This is a genomic window from Streptomyces sp. NRRL WC-3626, assembly GCF_000718785.1.
In the GTDB taxonomy this organism is placed as follows: Bacteria; Actinomycetota; Actinomycetes; order Streptomycetales; family Streptomycetaceae; genus Streptomyces; species Streptomyces edwardsiae.
In genome coordinates this window covers 80,969-96,742 of the sequence record NZ_JOCA01000025.1, presented here as the reverse complement: position 1 = coordinate 96,742, position 15,774 = coordinate 80,969, and the positions used below count along the sequence as shown (strand labels likewise).

Annotated in this window: 12 protein-coding genes; 6 read left to right on the top strand and 6 right to left on the bottom strand. The window is 72.2% G+C overall.

The features are described 5' to 3' along the window. Nucleotides 1–105 precede the first annotated feature (105 nt). The 4 genes from IF28_RS0130375 to IF28_RS0130360 form a co-directional block, all read right to left on the bottom strand. Complete coding sequence (locus IF28_RS0130375; RefSeq protein WP_030226940.1) at nt 106–552, bottom strand: hypothetical protein; 447 nt, start codon at nt 550–552, stop codon at nt 106–108. After that, a complete protein-coding gene (locus IF28_RS0130370; protein WP_030226937.1) occupies nt 552–1,889 on the bottom strand; it encodes a multicopper oxidase domain-containing protein in 1,338 nt (445 codons plus the stop codon). Before IF28_RS0130370 ends, IF28_RS0130375 begins: the two co-directional genes overlap by 1 nt. Next, nucleotides 1,870–3,090 carry a TIGR04053 family radical SAM/SPASM domain-containing protein gene (locus IF28_RS0130365; protein WP_030226934.1) on the bottom strand — a complete coding sequence of 407 codons (1,221 nt, stop codon included), beginning with the start codon at nt 3,088–3,090 and terminating at the stop codon, nt 1,870–1,872. Before IF28_RS0130365 ends, IF28_RS0130370 begins: the two co-directional genes overlap by 20 nt. A 324-nt stretch (nt 3,091–3,414) precedes the next feature. Further along, a complete protein-coding gene (locus tag IF28_RS0130360; protein WP_030226932.1) occupies nt 3,415–3,918 on the bottom strand; it encodes a hypothetical protein in 504 nt (167 codons plus the stop codon). Nucleotides 3,919–4,344: 426 nt separating this feature from the next. Here IF28_RS0130360 and IF28_RS0130355 point away from each other — a divergent pair, with 426 nt between their 5' ends. From IF28_RS0130355 to IF28_RS0130335, 5 genes are read left to right on the top strand one after another with little or no spacing between them, the layout of a single operon-like run. Further along, nucleotides 4,345–8,046, top strand: coding sequence for a nitrate reductase subunit alpha (locus IF28_RS0130355; RefSeq protein WP_030226929.1), 3,702 nt, complete (start codon nt 4,345–4,347; stop codon nt 8,044–8,046). Nucleotides 8,047–8,048: 2 nt separating this feature from the next. Continuing rightward, the gene (gene narH / locus IF28_RS0130350; protein WP_030226926.1) at nt 8,049–9,575 is read left to right on the top strand and encodes a nitrate reductase subunit beta; all 1,527 of its coding nucleotides are present in this window, start codon (nt 8,049–8,051) and stop codon (nt 9,573–9,575) included. Then, nucleotides 9,572–10,363, top strand: a complete 792-nt coding sequence (narJ, locus tag IF28_RS0130345) for a nitrate reductase molybdenum cofactor assembly chaperone (RefSeq protein WP_030226923.1) — start codon at nt 9,572–9,574, stop codon at nt 10,361–10,363. The genes narH and narJ overlap by 4 nt, the downstream gene beginning before the upstream one ends. Beyond that, on the top strand, nt 10,360–11,118 hold the full coding sequence (gene narI / locus IF28_RS0130340) for a respiratory nitrate reductase subunit gamma (RefSeq protein ID WP_030226921.1): 759 nt from the start codon (nt 10,360–10,362) through the stop codon (nt 11,116–11,118). The genes narJ and narI overlap by 4 nt, the downstream gene beginning before the upstream one ends. Then, nucleotides 11,115–11,732 carry a vitamin K epoxide reductase family protein gene (locus IF28_RS0130335; protein ID WP_063829358.1) on the top strand — a complete coding sequence of 206 codons (618 nt, stop codon included), beginning with the start codon at nt 11,115–11,117 and terminating at the stop codon, nt 11,730–11,732. The genes narI and IF28_RS0130335 overlap by 4 nt, the downstream gene beginning before the upstream one ends. Nucleotides 11,733–11,771: 39 nt before the next feature. Here the strand turns inward: IF28_RS0130335 and IF28_RS0130330 are convergent, their stop codons facing one another. Then, nucleotides 11,772–12,464, bottom strand: a complete 693-nt coding sequence (locus tag IF28_RS0130330) for a response regulator (RefSeq protein ID WP_030226917.1) — start codon at nt 12,462–12,464, stop codon at nt 11,772–11,774. Between the two features lie 730 nt (nt 12,465–13,194). Here IF28_RS0130330 and IF28_RS0130325 point away from each other — a divergent pair. Next, entirely contained in the window at nt 13,195–14,409 is a 1,215-nt protein-coding gene (locus IF28_RS0130325) for a globin domain-containing protein (RefSeq protein WP_030226916.1), read from the top strand. Nucleotides 14,410–14,463: 54 nt separating this feature from the next. On the opposite strand, the gene IF28_RS0130320 is transcribed toward IF28_RS0130325, so the two are convergent. Then, complete coding sequence (locus IF28_RS0130320) at nt 14,464–15,378, bottom strand: NADP-dependent oxidoreductase (protein WP_030226915.1); 915 nt, start codon at nt 15,376–15,378, stop codon at nt 14,464–14,466. Nucleotides 15,379–15,774: the final 396 nt, after the last annotated feature.

Here is a 15,774-nt window from a genome sequence, read left to right as displayed (position 1 = left end):
TTGCTGAGGAGGGTTGACCGGCCCTTGCCGGGGGCCATGCGGCCTTGATTCGGGGGCAGGTCGTCCAGGCCGGGTGGTCCGGTCGGGCGGGGTGCGTGCGTCGGGTCAGGTGGCGGGCAGGGCGGTGGCGAGCAGGACGACACCGAGGGACCCGACGAGGGAGAGGACCGCGAGGGCCCGGGCCAGGTCGGTGCGATGCCCGGCGTGGGCGATTCCGTGTCCCGCCGCGGCGAGCATCACCACGGCGAACAGGGCGAGTTTGGCCGCGAGGGTGCGGCCGTAGCCGGGTTCGGCGAGCGAGGCCCAGGTGACTCCCCGGTGCCAGGCCATGGCCCAGCCGGTGGCCAGCTGCACGGGCAGGAACACCGCTCCGGTCAGCATCCCGAACCGGCGGCCGGCGGCGGCCGTGAAGGAGTCCTTGGCCTCGGGGGCGAGCAGATGGCGGGCCAGCGGCAGGACGACCAGGGAGAGGGCGAGCTGGCCGCCGACCCACAGGGCGGCGCCGGCCACATGCGCGAACCGCACCAGGGACCACCAGCCGACGGTGTCCATCAGTCGCTCACCTCCACCATGCCGTGCGCCCCGGCTTCGGCGTGGCGCATGTCGTGGTCGACGAAGGGGTAGTGACCGGCCTCGGGGAACGTCGTCTCGACGAACCCGCCCTGGGCCGGGGCCAGATCGAGGACCTGCGAGCCGCCCTCATCCTGCGGTTCGAGCAGGTGGGCGCCTTCCTTGTACACGGTGTCGAAGACGGTGCCGACGACATGGAAGGCGATGCCGTCGGACGGACCGGCGGCGACCACCCAGAAGCGGGCCCGCTCACCGGCCTTCGCTTTCAGGGGCCGCTCGGTGTACTGGTTCGCGACACCGTTGAACGCCCAGGCGTCCGGGGTGTGTTCACGCATCCTGGTCACCTGCGCGGTGCTGCCGGGTGTGCCGAGGTAGAGCTCGGAGGAGACCAGCAGGTATTCGTGGTCGACCTCGGGGAGTCCGGGCGGGTCGATGACGACGGCGCCGTACATGCCGTTGCCGATGTGCTGGAGCATGGGCGCGGTGCCGCAGTGGTACAGCCATGCCCCGGCCCTCTCGGCGCGGAAGCGGTAGACCAGGCGTTCGCCGGGCTCGATGGTGCGCATCGGCCCGTCGGGGGCGAGGGAGCCGGCGTGGAAGTCGATTCCATGGCCCATGCGTTGATCGTCGTTGACGAGGGTGATCTCGAAGACGTCGCCGACCCTGCCCCGCAGGGTGGGGCCCGGTGCGGTGCCGCCGAAGGTCCATCTCTCCTGCTCCACGCCCGGGGCCACTTCGACCGTGGTGTGCGCGGCGCGCAGTTCGGTCCTGTGGACCGTTCCGCCGGGCGCGGGTGCCAGGTCGGCGTCGCGTGGCTGCCAGCCGGGGGAGAAGCCCGCGGAGAGGTCCGGGCCGGCGGCCGTGGAGTGGCCCTCGTGGCCCGTGTCGCCCGTGCCGTCCGTGACGACGATGGCCATCGTCATCCCCGCCGCGCGGTGGCCCGGCAGGGTGCACCACGCCTCACGGTCGCCGGTGACCGGGCCGAGGTCGAGCGTGCGGGTCTCGCCGCGGTCGAGCAGGGGGGTGGCGGGGCCGTTCCCGACCTTGAGGTCGTGGCGCCGGGCGTCGGAGTTGGTGACCTCGAGCCGCAGTACGGTGCCTGCGGCGACCTCGATCCGTGCGGGGCGTACGCGCATGCCGGCCAAGGTCACGGCGACGGTACGCGTGGTGCGGGCGCCCGGCGCCGCCGTGCCGGCGACCGTGTCCTTGCCGCTGTTGGCGGCGAGCACGGCCAGGACGGTGAGCACGGCGCCCGCGACGGTGCCCCACAGGGCGGGCCGCCGTGAAGTCACCGGCCGGTCAGTGTTCTTGCCGTCCACGGCTCTCCTCGCCGCCCAGCAACGCCGCCAGTTCCCGCCGGCGGGGGAAGGAGCCCGGCTGGTAGTCGCACCAGGGCTCCTCGGCGTACGGGTCGCCGGTGACGCCGTACGCGCGTGACCGCGAGCCGCCGCAGACCCGGCGGAACTCGCACGCGCCGCACCGGCCGCCGAGCCGGTCGGCGTCCCGCAGGCCGGTGAACAGTTCGGAGGTGCGGTAGATCTCCGTCAGCGGTGTCTCGCGCACGCTTCCGGCGCCCAGCGGCAGGAAGCCGCTCGGGTGGACCGTGCCGGTGTGCGAGATGAAGACGAAGCCGCGGCCCGCGTTGACGTCCAGCGGCGGGCGCCGCACCCGGCGTGCCCCGGTGTCCAGGCCCAGCTCCGTCGCCCGCCCGCTCAACTCCTCGTACAGCGGCCCGAGTCCGAGCACCGCCGCGTGGTCGTCGCCGGCGTCCTCCAGCACCTTGCGCTGCAGGGCGACGCGGCGGAAGTGGTGGGCCTCGGTGGTCTTGGCCGGCACGGTGAGGCCGACGTCGTACACGAAGTTGAGGACGTCCTCGGTCTCGGCGGCGGTGAGGACGCCGAGTTGCCGGCCGCGTCCGGTGGGCACCAGGAAGAAGGCGCTCCACAGCATCGCCCCGCGCTCGGCCACCAGGTGGACGATGTCGGGGAGGTCGTGCAGGTTGTGCCGGGTGACCGTGGTGTTGATCTGCACCTTCATGCCGAGGGCGCGCGCCGCGTCCCAGGCGTCCAGGGTCGAGCGGAACACGCCGGGAACACCGCGGAAGGTGTCGTGGACGCCTGCGGTGGAGCCGTCCAGGCTCAGTGAGAGTCCGACCGCGCCCGCCTCGCGCAGTTCCCGCAGCCGCTCCGCCGTCACCGTCGGCGTGCCGGACGGGGACACCGCGACGCGGACGCCGATCTCCCGGCCGTACGCGATGAGTTCGGTCAGGTCGGGGCGCTGGAAGGGGTCGCCGCCGGTGATCACGAAGAGTGGGGCGGGCCGCCCGAAGCCGGCGACCTGGTGGAGCAGGTCCTTCGCGGCGGCGGTGTCCAGCTCGCGCGGGTCGCGGTCGGGCACGGCCTCGGCGCGACAGTGCAGACAGGCCAGCGGGCAGGCCCGGGTGGACTCCCAGATCACGATGAAGGGGCGCTCCCCCGCGTCGTGCCGCTGACGTCGTACCGCGTGGGCGGCTGTGTTCATCGCGCGGCCCTCCCCCAGGTGCCGAGGCTGTGTCCGGCCGCCCTGGAGTCGGGGCAGACGAGGCGGGCGGCCGGACGGTGGCCGGGTCGGACCCGGCGCGGCTCCCACCGCGAGCGGCAGCGGTGGCAGCGGCCTGGACGGCGGTCGGCATGGTCGTGCACGGGACACCTCCGGATCGGTCGCCGCCAGCATCCACCGGCGGCGGGGCCCGGCGCGTCGGCCGTTGGTCATCTCCGTGAGGGCCGAAGGTCCCTGTCCACGGGCGGGCGAACCGCCGTGCGTTCAGGGGCGGTCGGGGGTGTGGGACGGCAGGGCGCCGTGCGTTCAGGGACGGTCGGGGGTGTGGGACGGCAGGGCGACCGCGGTGGCCAGCAGGGCTGCGCCGACGCCGGTCAGGGCGGCGCCCAGGCCGGTGACCAGGGTGGTGAGGTGCCATGCCTGGTAGGCGGACATCAGCGAGGCGCGCAGGGACTGGCCCATGAACGCGGTCTGGCGCAGTGCGGAGAGCTCCTCGTCGTCACCGCCCGCGGCGTGCAGCTCGTTGGTGATCTCGGCGTAGGTACGGCCGCCGGTGGTACGGGCGAGGTTGCCCTTGATGAAGTCGGCGTAGGCGTGCGCGTCGGGGCCCGTCTCCACGCGGCACCCGGCACGAGCGGCGAGTTCGACGGGCAGCCCGCGTTCGGGGAAGGTGATCTTCTGGGCGGCGAGCTCGCTGCGGATCTCGTTCCTGCCGCCGCGGCCGCGCAGCACCATGACCGGGCCCGCGACGCCCAGGGCCAGGCCGACCGCGGTGAGCAGGGTACCGGCGCGACGTTGTGATGCGTCCATGATGTGTTGCCCTTCTTCGCTCATGGGTTCTCGGGCGGTCTGCGCGAGCGGCGCCCCGCAGGGCGCCCGGGGCGCGGAAGACGGTGACGGGGAGGAGAACGACGCGTCCGGCCGCGGTGGGATGCGGCCGGACGCGGGACCGGACCGGGCGGCCGGGCGCGCCATACGCGCCGCACCCTCCGGCGGCCTGATACGGGGGATGTCGGCCGCCGGGGCAGGCACGGGACGCGGTGGTACGGCAGGGCGTCCGCGGTTCGGTCGGTGCCCAGCATGCACCGCCGGCCGCTCCCCGTTCTCCGGCCGACCGGTCCCCGCGACAGGGACCATTGGTCCCCGTCGCGGCCGGCCGCAAAGGGCCGGTAGGCCGTCCGCCGGGGACCGCCGGCCCCGGGTCACGGGCGTCCGCCCCGCCTAGCGTTCCTGACCATGGAGAACGATCAGAACGCACGGCGGCCAGAGCAGCGCGCCGGTGAAGGCTGGCCGCTGGCGGCCCGCCGGCTGCTCACCCGCAGCGAGGTGTCGGCCGACGGACGGGCTGTGTTCGGTACGGGCGACCCGGCGTGGGAGGGCTTCTACCGGGACCGCTGGTCCCACGACAAAGTCGTGCGCTCCACGCACGGCGTGAACTGCACGGGGTCCTGCTCATGGATGGTGTATGTCAAGGACGGCATCATCACCTGGGAGCACCAGGCCACCGACTACCCCTCGATCGGCACGGACTGCCCCGAGTACGAGCCGCGCGGCTGCCCGCGCGGGGCGTCGTTCTCCTGGTACACCTACTCCCCCAGCCGGGTCCGCTACCCGTATGTGCGTGGCGTGCTGCTGAAGCTGTGGCGGGAGGCCCGCAAGCGGCTCGGAGACCCGGTGGCGGCATGGGCCGAGATCACCGGTGACCCCGCGAAGGCGCGCGCCTACAAGCGGGCGCGCGGCAAGGGCGGGCTGGTGCGGGCCGACTGGGACGAGGTGGCCGAGCTGGTCGCCGCCGCCCATGTGCACACCGTCAAGGAGTACGGTCCGGACCGGGTCACGGGTTTCTCCCCGATCCCGGCGATGTCGATGGCGTCCTTCGCGGCCGGTTCACGGTTCATGTCGCTGATCGGCGGCACCCTGCTGTCGTTCTACGACTGGTACGCCGACCTGCCCGTGGCCTCGCCGCAGGTGTTCGGCGACCAGACGGACGTGCCGGAGGCGGCGGACTGGTGGAACGCCGGTTATCTGATCATGTGGGGTTCCAACATCCCGGTCACGCGCACGCCCGACGCGCACTTCCTGACCGAGTCCCGCTACAACGGCACCAAGGTCGTCGCGGTCAGCCCCGACTACGCCGACAACGTCAAGCACGCCGACGAGTGGATGTCCCCGCATCCGGGCACCGACGGGGCGCTGGCGATGGCCATGGGCCACGTCATCCTGAAGGAGTTCCTCGTCGACCGTACGGTGCCCTACTTCCAGGACTATCTGCGCACGTTCACCGACGCGCCGTTCCTGATCACCCTGCGCGAGCACGCGGACGGAGGTCTGGTCCCGGACGGGTTCCTGACCGCGGCCGACCTGGGCCACGAGGAGGAGAACGCCGGCGCCAAGACCGTCCTGCTCGACGCGGCCACGGGCGAGCCGGTGGTGCCGAACGGCTCGCTCGGCTTCCGCTGGGCCAAGGGCGAGCAGGGCCGCTGGAACCTCGACCTCGGCGAGGTGACCCCCGAACTGTCCCTGCTGGAGCGGGCCGTGGAGACGGTCGAGGTCATGCTGCCCCGCTTCGACGAGGGCGGCACCGAGGGCGGTACGACCATGGTCCGCGGGGTGCCGGTGCGTACCGTCGGCGGACGCCGGGTCACCACCGTCTTCGACCTGATGCTGGCCCAGTACGGGGTCGAGCGCCCCGGTCTGCCGGGCAGCTGGCCGTCCTCGTACGACGACGCCGCGGAGCCGTACACCCCGGCCTGGCAGGAGACGATCACGTCCGTGCCGGCGAAGCAGGCGGCCCGGATCGCACGGGAGTTCGCGCGCAACGCCGAGCGCACCAACGGCCGTTCCATGATTGCGATGGGGGCCGGCACCAACCACTGGTTCCACTCCGACACCATCTACCGGGCGTTCCTGGCGCTGACCACCATGACCGGCTGCCAGGGTGTCAACGGCGGTGGCTGGGCGCACTACGTCGGTCAGGAGAAGGTGCGCCCGCTCACCGGCTTCCAGCATCTGGCGTTCGCCTTCGACTGGCAGCGGCCCACCCGGCACATGACCGGCACCTCCTACTGGTACCTCAACTCCGACCAGTGGCGGTACGAGGCCTTTGGGGCGGACGAGTTGTCCTCCCCGGTGGGGCAGGGGAAACTCACCGGCCGGACGTTCGCCGACTGTCTGGCGCAGGCCGTGCGGCTCGGCTGGACGCCCGGTCACCCCGGCTTCAACCGCAACCCCCTCGACCTGGCGGACGAGGCGGCGGCGCGGGGGCGTCCGGTCGCCGAGCACATCGTGGACGAACTCAAGTCGGGGCGGCTGCGGTTCGCCGCCGAGGACCCCGACGACCCGGCCAACTTCCCGCGTGTGCTGACCGTGTGGCGGGCGAATCTGCTGGGCTCCTCCGGCAAGGGCAACGAGTACTTCCTGCGGCATCTGCTGGGTACGGACGCGGACGTCCGCTCCGAGGAGACCCCGCGGGAAGGACGCCCGCAGGAGGTGGTCTGGCGGGACGAGGCGCCCGAGGGCAAGCTCGACCTGCTGGTCACCATGGACTTCCGGATGACCTCGACCGGTCTGCTCTCCGACGTCGTCCTGCCGGCCGCGACCTGGTACGAGAAGGACGACCTGTCCAGCACGGACATGCACCCCTTCGTGCACGCCTTCACCCCGGCCATCGCCCCGCCGTGGCAGGCCCGCACCGACTACGACACCTTCCTCACCATCGCCGACCGGTTCAGCGATCTGGCGGCCGACCACCTGGGGACGCGCACCGACGTCCTGGCGGTGCCGCTGACGCATGACACCCCCGACGAACTCGCCCAGCCCGGCGGGGTGGTCCGGGACTGGAAGACCGGCGAGTGCGAGCCGGTGCCCGGGCGCACCATGCCCAAGCTGGTGGTCGTCGAGCGGGACTACGCGTCCACCGCGCAGAAGATGCGGGCCGTCGGTCCGCTGCTCGACACCCTGGGCACCACCACCAAGGGCGTCACCGTGCACCCCGACCGGGAGATCGAGGAGCTGCGCCACCGCTGCGGCACCGTCCGCGACGGCGTGGGCGCCGGCCGGCCCTCGCTGGCCACCGCCTCCGACATGTGCGAGGCGATCCTGGCGCTGTCCGGCACCACCAACGGCCGGCTGGCCACCGAGGGCTTCCGCGAACTGGAGCGGCAGACCGGCAGCGAGGGCCTGGTGGACCTCGCCGCCGAACGCGAGGCCGAGCGCATCACGTTCGCCGACACCCGCACCCAGCCCCGCTCGGTGATGACGTCGTACGAGTGGTCGGGATCGGAGACCGGCGGGCGCCGCTACTCCCCGTTCGTCATCAACACCGAGCACAAGAAGCCCTGGCACACCCTCACCGGCCGCCAGCACTTCTTCGTCCAGCACGACTGGATGACCGAACTCGGTGAGCAACTACCCGTGTTCCGGCCGCCGTTGAATGCCCGGCGGGCGTACGGCGACGAGCAACTGCACGAGGACGGGCGGGCCGAGGTCACGGTGCGCTATCTGACCCCGCACTCGAAGTGGTCCATCCACTCGAACTACCAGGACAACAAGTACATGCTCGACCTCTCCCGCGGCGGACCGGTCGTCTGGATGTCGCTGGAGGACGCCGAGAAGATCGGTGTCAAGGACAACGAGTGGATCGAGGCGTACAACCGCAACGGTGTCGTCGCCTGCCGGGCCGTGGTCACCCACCGGATGCCCGAGGGAACCGTGTACATGTACCACGCCCAGGACCGCACCATCAATGTGCCGAAGACGGAGATCACCGGCAAGCGCGGCGGCATGCACAACTCACTGACCCGCCTGCTGCTCAAGCCCACCCATCTCGCGGGCGGCTACGCACAGTTCACCTACGCCTTCAACTACTACGGCCCGACCGGCAACCAGCGCGACGAGGTCACCGTCATCCGTCGCCGCAGCCAGCGAGTGGAGTACTGACAATGCGCGTGATGGCCCAGATCGCGATGGTGATGAACCTCGACAAGTGCATCGGGTGCCACACCTGCTCGGTCACCTGCAAGCAGACGTGGACCAACCGCACCGGTGTCGAGTACGCCTGGTTCAACAACGTCGAGACCAAGCCCGGTGTCGGCTACCCCCGTCGCTACGAGGACCAGGAGCAGTGGAAGGGCGGCTGGATGCTCGACAAGCGCGGGCGCCTGGTCCTGCGCTCCGGCGGCCGGGTCAAGCGGCTGCTGTCGCTGTTCTCCAACCCCGATCTGCCGTCCCTCGAGGACTACTACGAGCCGGTCACCTACGACTACGACAACCTGATCAGCGCCCCCGCCAGTCCCGACATGCCGGTCGCCCGGCCCCGTTCGGTCCTCACCGGCAGGCCCACCGCGATCACCTGGGGCGCCAACTGGGAGGACGGCCTCGGCGGTGCGCCCGAGAACGCCGGCGCCGACCCCAACCTGTCGGGCGAGTGGGCACAGAAGGTCAAGTTCGAGTTCGAGCAGACCTTCCTCTTCCACCTGCCGCGGCTGTGCGAGCACTGCCTCAACCCGGCCTGTGTGTCCGCCTGTCCGTCCGGTGCCATGTACAAGCGGGTCGAGGACGGCATCGTCCTCGTCGACCAGGACAAGTGCCGCGGCTGGCGGATGTGCGTGACGGCGTGCCCGTACAAGAAGGTGTACGTCAACCACGCCACCGGCAAGGCGGAGAAGTGCACGTTCTGCTTCCCGCGCATCGAGGCCGGCCAGCCCACCGTCTGCTCCGAGACGTGCGTCGGCCGGCTGCGCTACCTCGGCCTGCTCCTCTACGACGCCGACCGTGTCGGCGAGGCCGCGGCCACCCCGGACGAGAAGGATCTGCTGGACGCCCAGCGTGGCGTCTTCCTCGACCCGCACGACCCCGAGGTCGTCGCCGCCGCACGCGAGTCCGGCATCCCCGAGGACTGGCTGACGGCCGCCCGCCGCTCACCCGTGTACGACCTGGTCATGCGCTACAAGGTGGCGCTGCCGCTGCACCCGGAGTACCGGACGCTGCCGATGGTCTGGTACGTGCCGCCGCTGTCGCCGGTGCTGGACGCCGTGGACGCGGCGGGCGGCGACCAGGACGACCCCGACCACGTCTTCGCCGCGGTCACCCGGCTGCGCATCCCGCTCGAGTATCTGGCGGAGCTGTTCACCGCCGGGGACACCGACGTGGTCGGCGGGGTCCTGATGAAGCTCACCGCGCTCCGCTCGTACATGCGCGAACGCACCCTCGGTGAGCCGGGCGACGACACCGCGCTCAAGGCCGTGGGCCTCACCCGGGGCGAGGCGGAGGACCTGCACCGGCTGCTCGCCGTCGCCAAGTACGAGGACCGGTACGTGGTCCCCGCCGCCCACAAGGAGGACGCGGCGGCGCTGAGCGCGATGGAGGACCGCTGCCCGGTCGAGACGTCCGGCGACCCCGAGCCCCGCAAGATCATGCTGGGCATCCCCACCCTGCGCCGCGACACCACCGCCGGAGGCCGTCCATGAGTCCGCTGCCCGCTTCGATCCCCGGCATCGTCCGCACCCGTGTCCGCGCGGCCGTACGCCGCCCGGCACGGCTCACCCCCGAGGAGACGGCCGGCCGCGCCCTGGTCCTGCGGCTCGTATCGCTGCTCCTGCAGTATCCCGACCCCGAACTGACGGCCGCGCGCACGGAGTTGACCACCGTGGTGCGGGCCCTGCCGGACACGCCGGCGGCCCGGCGGCTGTCCGGCTTCACCGGCTGGTTCGCCGGGCAGGATCCGGAAGCGCTGGAGCGGCACTACGTCGAGATGTTCGACCTGCGCCGCAGAAGCGGCCTTTACCTCACCTACTACCTGCACGGTGACACCCGCCGCCGGGGCATGGCCCTGCTCGCCCTCAACCAGCGCTACCGCGCGGCAGGCTGGAACACCGACAGCGGCGAACTGCCCGACCACCTCCCGGTCGTCCTGGAGTTCGCCGCCCTGGCCGGCCCGGGTGCCGGCGAGGCGCCGCTGCGCCAGCACCGGCGCGGTCTGGAGCTGATCCACCGCGCGCTGACCGACGCCGGCTCCCCCTACCGGCATGTGCTGGCCGCGCTGCTCACGCTTCTGCCGCCCGCCACCGAGGCCGACCGCGCGGCAGTGGACCGGCTCGTCACCGAGGGCCCGCCGAACGAGGAGGTCGGTCTCGACCCCTACGGCGCCTACGGGGACGGCGAGTTCGCGCCTCCGGGCGCCTTCGTCCCACCGGTGCCCGCCCCGCCGACCCGTGTGCCGGCCGCCCCGACCCCCCGTACGGAAGGCCCCCGATGACCGCCGCCCCCCTCTCCCCGGCCGCCGCCCCGGCGAGCGGAACCGATCTGCTTCTGTGGGTCGCCGTCCCCTACATCTGCCTCGCGGTGTTTGCCGTCGGGCACGTCTGGCGCTACCGGCAGGACCAGTTCGGCTGGACCTCCCGCACCACCCAGCTCCTGGAACACCGCTGGCTGCGCTGGGGCAGCCCGCTGTTCCACCTCGGCGCCTTCATGGTGATCGGCGGACATGTCGTAGGGCTGGCGGTTCCCGGCTCCTGGACCGAGGCCGTCGGCATCACCGAGCACATGTACCACACCACGGCCGTCTGGGCGGGGTCGGTGGCGGGCATCGCCATGGTCACCGGGCTCGGCATGCTCTGCGCACGCAGGCTGCTGACCCGGCAGATCCGGCTGCGCACCGACCGCAGCGACAAGGTCCTCTTCCCGCTGCTCTCCGCCGCCGTCCTCCTGGGCATCACGGCCACCTTCGCCCACAACGTCTTCGGCGCGGGCTACGACTACCGCTCCACCGTCTCGGTCTGGTTCCGCGGCCTGTTCGTCCTCCAACCCCACCCGGAGGCGATCGCCGGCGCCCCTCTGCTGTTCCGGCTGCACGCCCTGACCGCGTTCCTGCTGTTCGCCGCCTGGCCGTTCACCCGGCTCGTCCATGTGTGGAGCGCCCCGATCGGCTACCTCGCCCGGCCATACCTGGTCTACCGGCGGCGGGCGACCACACCGGCCACCGCGGCCGCCGACTCCCGTCGAGCGGCATGAGTCACGATGTGACCGCGCTCGCGCGCCGGCAGGCAGTGGGCGCGAGCCGCCGGACGGGATGGGTGATGGTCCTCACCGGGATCGCCGGCTGGCTCGCCTCGTTCCGGCTCACCGTGGACGACTGGCGGCTGCTGCGGGATCCCACGTATCAGCCGCCCTGCAACATCAGCCCGGTCGTGAGCTGCGGCAGTGTCATGTCCAGCCCGCAGGGAAGCCTGTTCGGTTTTCCCAACATGCTGCTCGGGCTGGGCGCCTTCGCCGCGGTCGCCGCGCTCGGAGCGGCCGTGCTCGCCGGGTCGCGACTGCACCGCCGGCTGTGGCTGGCGCTGGACGCCGGCGCGTTCGCGGGTGTGGTCTTCGCGCACTGGCTGATCGGTCAGTCGCTGTACGAACTCAACAAGCTGTGCCCCTACTGCGTCGGTGTCTGGGTCGTCACCATCGGCCTGTTCTGGTACGTCACCCTGCACTGTCTGGAGCGGGGGATCATCCCGGCTCCCCGGGGTGTCCTGCACCTCGTCCGGGACACGCACTGGCTGCTGCTCGGCGCCTGGTACGGGGTGATCGCCCTGCTGGTCCTCACCCGCTTCCGGACGTACTGGAGCAGCCTGCTGTAGCCGGGGGACGTGCGGTCCCCCGGCTGATCACCGACTGCTTCAGCGGCCTTCGCGCTTGAGCCTGTCCTGGGCCTGGGTGGCGATGACGGCGGCCTGGATGCGCCGCTCCACACCGAGCTTGGCCAGCAGGCGTGAGATGTGGTTCTTCACCGTCTTCTCGGCGAGGTAGAGCCGCTGGCCGATCTGGCGGTTGGTGAGGCCCTCGCCGATGAGGGCCAGGATCTCCCGCTCCCGCTCGGTCAGGCCCGGCAGTGCGTCGGGCTCGGGCTCCGGCTCCTGGCCCTGGCGCAGCCGGGCCATCAGCTTGGCGGTGGCGCTGGGGTCGAGCAGGGACTGGCCGGCGGCGACCGTACGCACGGCCGACACCAGGTCGGAGCCCTGGATCTGCTTCAGTACGTAGCCGGAGGCGCCCGCCATGATCGAGTCGAGGAGGGCCTCCTCGTCGTCGAACGAGGTCAGCATCAGACAGGCCAGATCCGGCAGCTGTGAGCGCAGCTCGCGGCACACGGTCACACCGTCGCCGTCGGGCAGGCGGACGTCGAGCACGGCGACCTGCGGGCGCAGTGCGGGCACCCTCACCAGGGCCTGCTCGACGTTGGCGGCCTCGCCGACGACGGTGATGTCCGGCTCGTCGTCCAGCAGGTCGTGCACCCCGCGCCGTACTACCTCGTGGTCGTCCAGGAGAAAGACCCGGATCGGGTTGTCGGGGCCGGGCTGCTCGCCGTCCGCCATCGGATACTCCTTGTTCTGCGCGCTGTCTGGATCCCGTACCGATTGTGCCCGCTCGGCATGACCGGTCCCTGTCTACCGCAGATCCTGCGTGATTCCGGGCCGAACGGCCAGGGCCGGTCGGCCCTGTCGCACCGTCTTCCGCTCGCTCCGGCGGTGCACGCCCCGCGGCCGGGCCGGCTCCGGGCAGAACAAGAGAGCGGGGCACCTGCGCCGAGTGGCGCAGGCGCCCCGGTCCGACGGGCGTGCGGTCCTCGGCGCAGCCAGGGGTCACGGCTGACGAAGGGCACGCGCGCCCACGCCTTGCCGGGCCCCCAGGTGGCTCCGGCGCCGAGGAACCCCTTGGCGGGGGAGCCGCCGTCGGTCCAGTCGCTGCCTGACCGGGTGGCGTGGCCGAGGCCGAAGGTCTTGTCGAGGAAGACCCGGAGGAAGACGGACCGGGACGACGGTCCGAACCTCTGCTGGTGCGGGGCCTGTTCGGGGCGGCGTCCATCGCCCAAAGGCCTGCTGCCGTCGTCCGGGCAGGGCCGGACGACGGTCGTCCCGGTGCCGTACGGCCCTGGTGCGGCGCCGGCGGCGGGACCGATGTGCCCGAATCCATGGGCCGTTCGGCCCCTCTTCGTCCCCTGCTGCGCATCGGCGCCGAAACATGGCCGGGTGCCTGTTAGACAGATGAGGCCGCCCGCTTGCGACGCGGCGTCCTTCCCACCCAGTCCCCTGCCCGGGAGGCTTCATGCTGTCCGCTGGATCCGCCGCTGTGGTCCGTGCCACCCTGCCCGCCGTGGGCGCCGCGCTCGACGAGATCACGACCCGGTTCTACGGCGCGATGTTCCGCGACCGGCCGGAACTGCTCGACGGGATGTTCAACCGCGGCAACCAGGCCAGCGGGGTCCAGCGGCGCGCGCTGGCCGGCTCGATCGCCGGTTTCGCCACGGCGCTGCTCGACGATCCGGACACACGTCCCGACTCACTGCTGGAGCGGATCGCGCACAAGCACGCCGCGATCGGGATCACCGACGATCAGTACACGATCGTCCACAAGTATCTGTTCGGCGCGATAGCCGAGGTGTTGGGCGACGCGGTCACTCCGGAGGTGGCGGCCGCCTGGGACGAGGTGTACTGGCTGATGGCGGGTGCCCTGATCGGCCGTGAGGCCCGCCTGTACCGGGACGCGGGCGTGGAACCCGGCGACGTGTGGCGGCGGTGGACGGTCGTCGGGCGGCGCACCGAGACGCCGGACGTGGTGTCCTTCCTGCTCCGCCCGGCCGATGGTCTGCCGGCTCCGCGGGCGCGGGCGGGCCAGTACGTGAGCGTGCGGGTGCGGATGGCCGACGGGGTGCGCCAGCTGCGCCAGTACAGCCTCTCCTCCGACCCCGGCGGGGAGCTGCGGCGGATCACCGTGAAGCGGGTCGCCGGGGCGGCCGGCGCGCCGGACGGTGAGGTCTCCAGTCTCCTGCACGACCAGGTCCGCGAGGGCGACGAGCTGGCACTCTCCGCGCCCTTCGGCGATGTCTTCCTCGACGACCCGGCCGACGCCACCACGCCGGTGGTCCTCGTGTCCGCGGGTATCGGCGGCACTCCCATGACCGGCATCCTGGCCCATCTCGCCGCCCTCGGCTCGACCCGTCCGGTGCTGGTCCTGCACGCCGACCGCTCCCCCGCCGAGCACGCCCTGCGCACGGAGACGGGCGAACTGGTCCGGCGACTGCCGGGCGCCCGCGCCGTCTTCTGGTACGAGCGCCCCGGCCCGGAGGAACCCGACGCCGCCGAGGGCCTGATGAACCTGGACGGCGTCGAACTGCCCGAGAACGCGGCGGTGTTCCTGTGCGGGCCGCTGCCGTTCATGCGGGACATCCGCACCCGGCTGCTCGGCGCCGGGGTACCGGCCCAGCGCATCCGCTACGAGGTCTTCGGCCCCGACCTGTGGCTCCCCGGCTCCACCGCGTGAGGCCGTGCACCACAGGCCGGCTGTACGGCGCGACGGGCTCGCGGCCGGCAGGCATCAGTCCTCCGTGACGCGGATGATCGTCCTGCCCGGGGTGTGTTCGGCGAAGGCGGCGGGTGCCTCGGCCAGGGGCCGGACGTCGGAGACGAGCGGCTCGAGCCGTCCGTCCCTCACCCGGGCGGCGAGATCGGCGAGGCGGGCCCGGTCGGGTTCGACGACGAAGAAGACCACCCTGCCGTCCTCGGGGTGGACCGTGGGCGGCTCGGCAATCGTGACCAGTGTGCCGCCGGGGCGGACCAGGGCGGCGGAGCGGTCGAGGATCTCTCCGCCGATCACGTCGAACACGACGTCGGCCCGGCCGGCGTCCTCCAGCTTCTCGGTCCGCAGATCGACGAAGGTGCCGACGCCGAGCGCGAGTGCCCTGTCCCGGCCGGAGGCACGGCCGGTGCCGATGACCCGGGCGCCGGCCTCACGGGCGAGTTGTACGGCGACCGAGCCGACGGCGCCCGCGGCTCCGTGGATCAGGACGGTCCGGCCCGTGGTGAGACGGCCGTGGTCGAACAGCCCCTGCCATGCGGTCAGCCCTGAGACCGGCAGCGCCGCGGCCACCGTGTGGTCGACGTCCGCCGGCAGCGGGGCCAGGTTGCGGGCCTCCACGGCGGTGTACTCGGCCAGGGTGCCGTTGCGGGCCCAGTCGGCCAGGCCGAACACCCGTTGGCCGACGCTCAGACCCGTGGTGCCGTACCCCAGCTCGACGACGACTCCGGACAGTTCGTGTCCGGGGATGCTCGGTGTGCGGTCGTGGCCCGCGCGGTCGGCCCAGGTGCCGGGCCAGTCCAGCTCGCCTCGGGTGAAACCGGCCGCGTGGACGCGCACGATCACGTCGTTCTCGGCCGCGTGAGGGTGGGGCATGTCCCTCAGGGTCATCCCGGCGACGCCGGCGTGACGGTCCTGCACTGTGATGGCTTGCATCGGAATCCCTGACTGTCCGAAGGGGGCGACCTGAGCACCTCACTCGCTCGCGGGCGGGGCGCACAGCGACTGCGGGGGATGTATACCGTTCGACGTGATCGATTGCACCTGCTCCGGCGTGCCCTCCCGTCACCCGGTTCCGCGTTCTCCTCAGGGAGACGAGACAGCCCTTTCGGGGGGGGGACGGCTCGGACGCGCTCCGGTTTGCCGGGATTCATGCACCGCCGGTACGCGGCGATGCGGCGGCCGTCCGTGATCCGCACCGTGTCCACGGAGCAGACCCCGCCTTTCCGGTGGAACACGAGGGCGGGCTCGCCGCCGACCCCGGCGAAGTCGATGCGACCCGGTCGCGCTGATGGTTGCGTCCTCACAGAGCGCAAGAGCTGTCACTTCTCC

Bases quoted from the DNA above. Each gene is read 5' to 3' on its own strand.
- narI (WP_030226921.1), top strand. From the start codon at position 10,360: ATGACCGCCGCCCCCCTCTCCCCGGCCGCCGCCCCGGCGAGCGGAACC.
- narH (WP_030226926.1), top strand. From the start codon at position 8,049: ATGCGCGTGATGGCCCAGATCGCGATGGTGATGAACCTCGACAAGTGC.
- IF28_RS0130365 (WP_030226934.1), bottom strand. From the start codon at position 3,090: ATGAACACAGCCGCCCACGCGGTACGACGTCAGCGGCACGACGCGGGG.
- IF28_RS0130360 (WP_030226932.1), bottom strand. From the start codon at position 3,918: ATGGACGCATCACAACGTCGCGCCGGTACCCTGCTCACCGCGGTCGGC.
- IF28_RS0130375 (WP_030226940.1), bottom strand. From the start codon at position 552: ATGGACACCGTCGGCTGGTGGTCCCTGGTGCGGTTCGCGCATGTGGCC.
- IF28_RS0130325 (WP_030226916.1), top strand. From the start codon at position 13,195: ATGCTGTCCGCTGGATCCGCCGCTGTGGTCCGTGCCACCCTGCCCGCC.
- IF28_RS0130330 (WP_030226917.1), bottom strand. From the start codon at position 12,464: ATGGCGGACGGCGAGCAGCCCGGCCCCGACAACCCGATCCGGGTCTTT.
- IF28_RS0130335 (WP_063829358.1), top strand. From the start codon at position 11,115: ATGAGTCACGATGTGACCGCGCTCGCGCGCCGGCAGGCAGTGGGCGCG.
- narJ (WP_030226923.1), top strand. From the start codon at position 9,572: ATGAGTCCGCTGCCCGCTTCGATCCCCGGCATCGTCCGCACCCGTGTC.
- IF28_RS0130320 (WP_030226915.1), bottom strand. From the start codon at position 15,378: ATGCAAGCCATCACAGTGCAGGACCGTCACGCCGGCGTCGCCGGGATG.
- IF28_RS0130355 (WP_030226929.1), top strand. From the start codon at position 4,345: ATGGAGAACGATCAGAACGCACGGCGGCCAGAGCAGCGCGCCGGTGAA.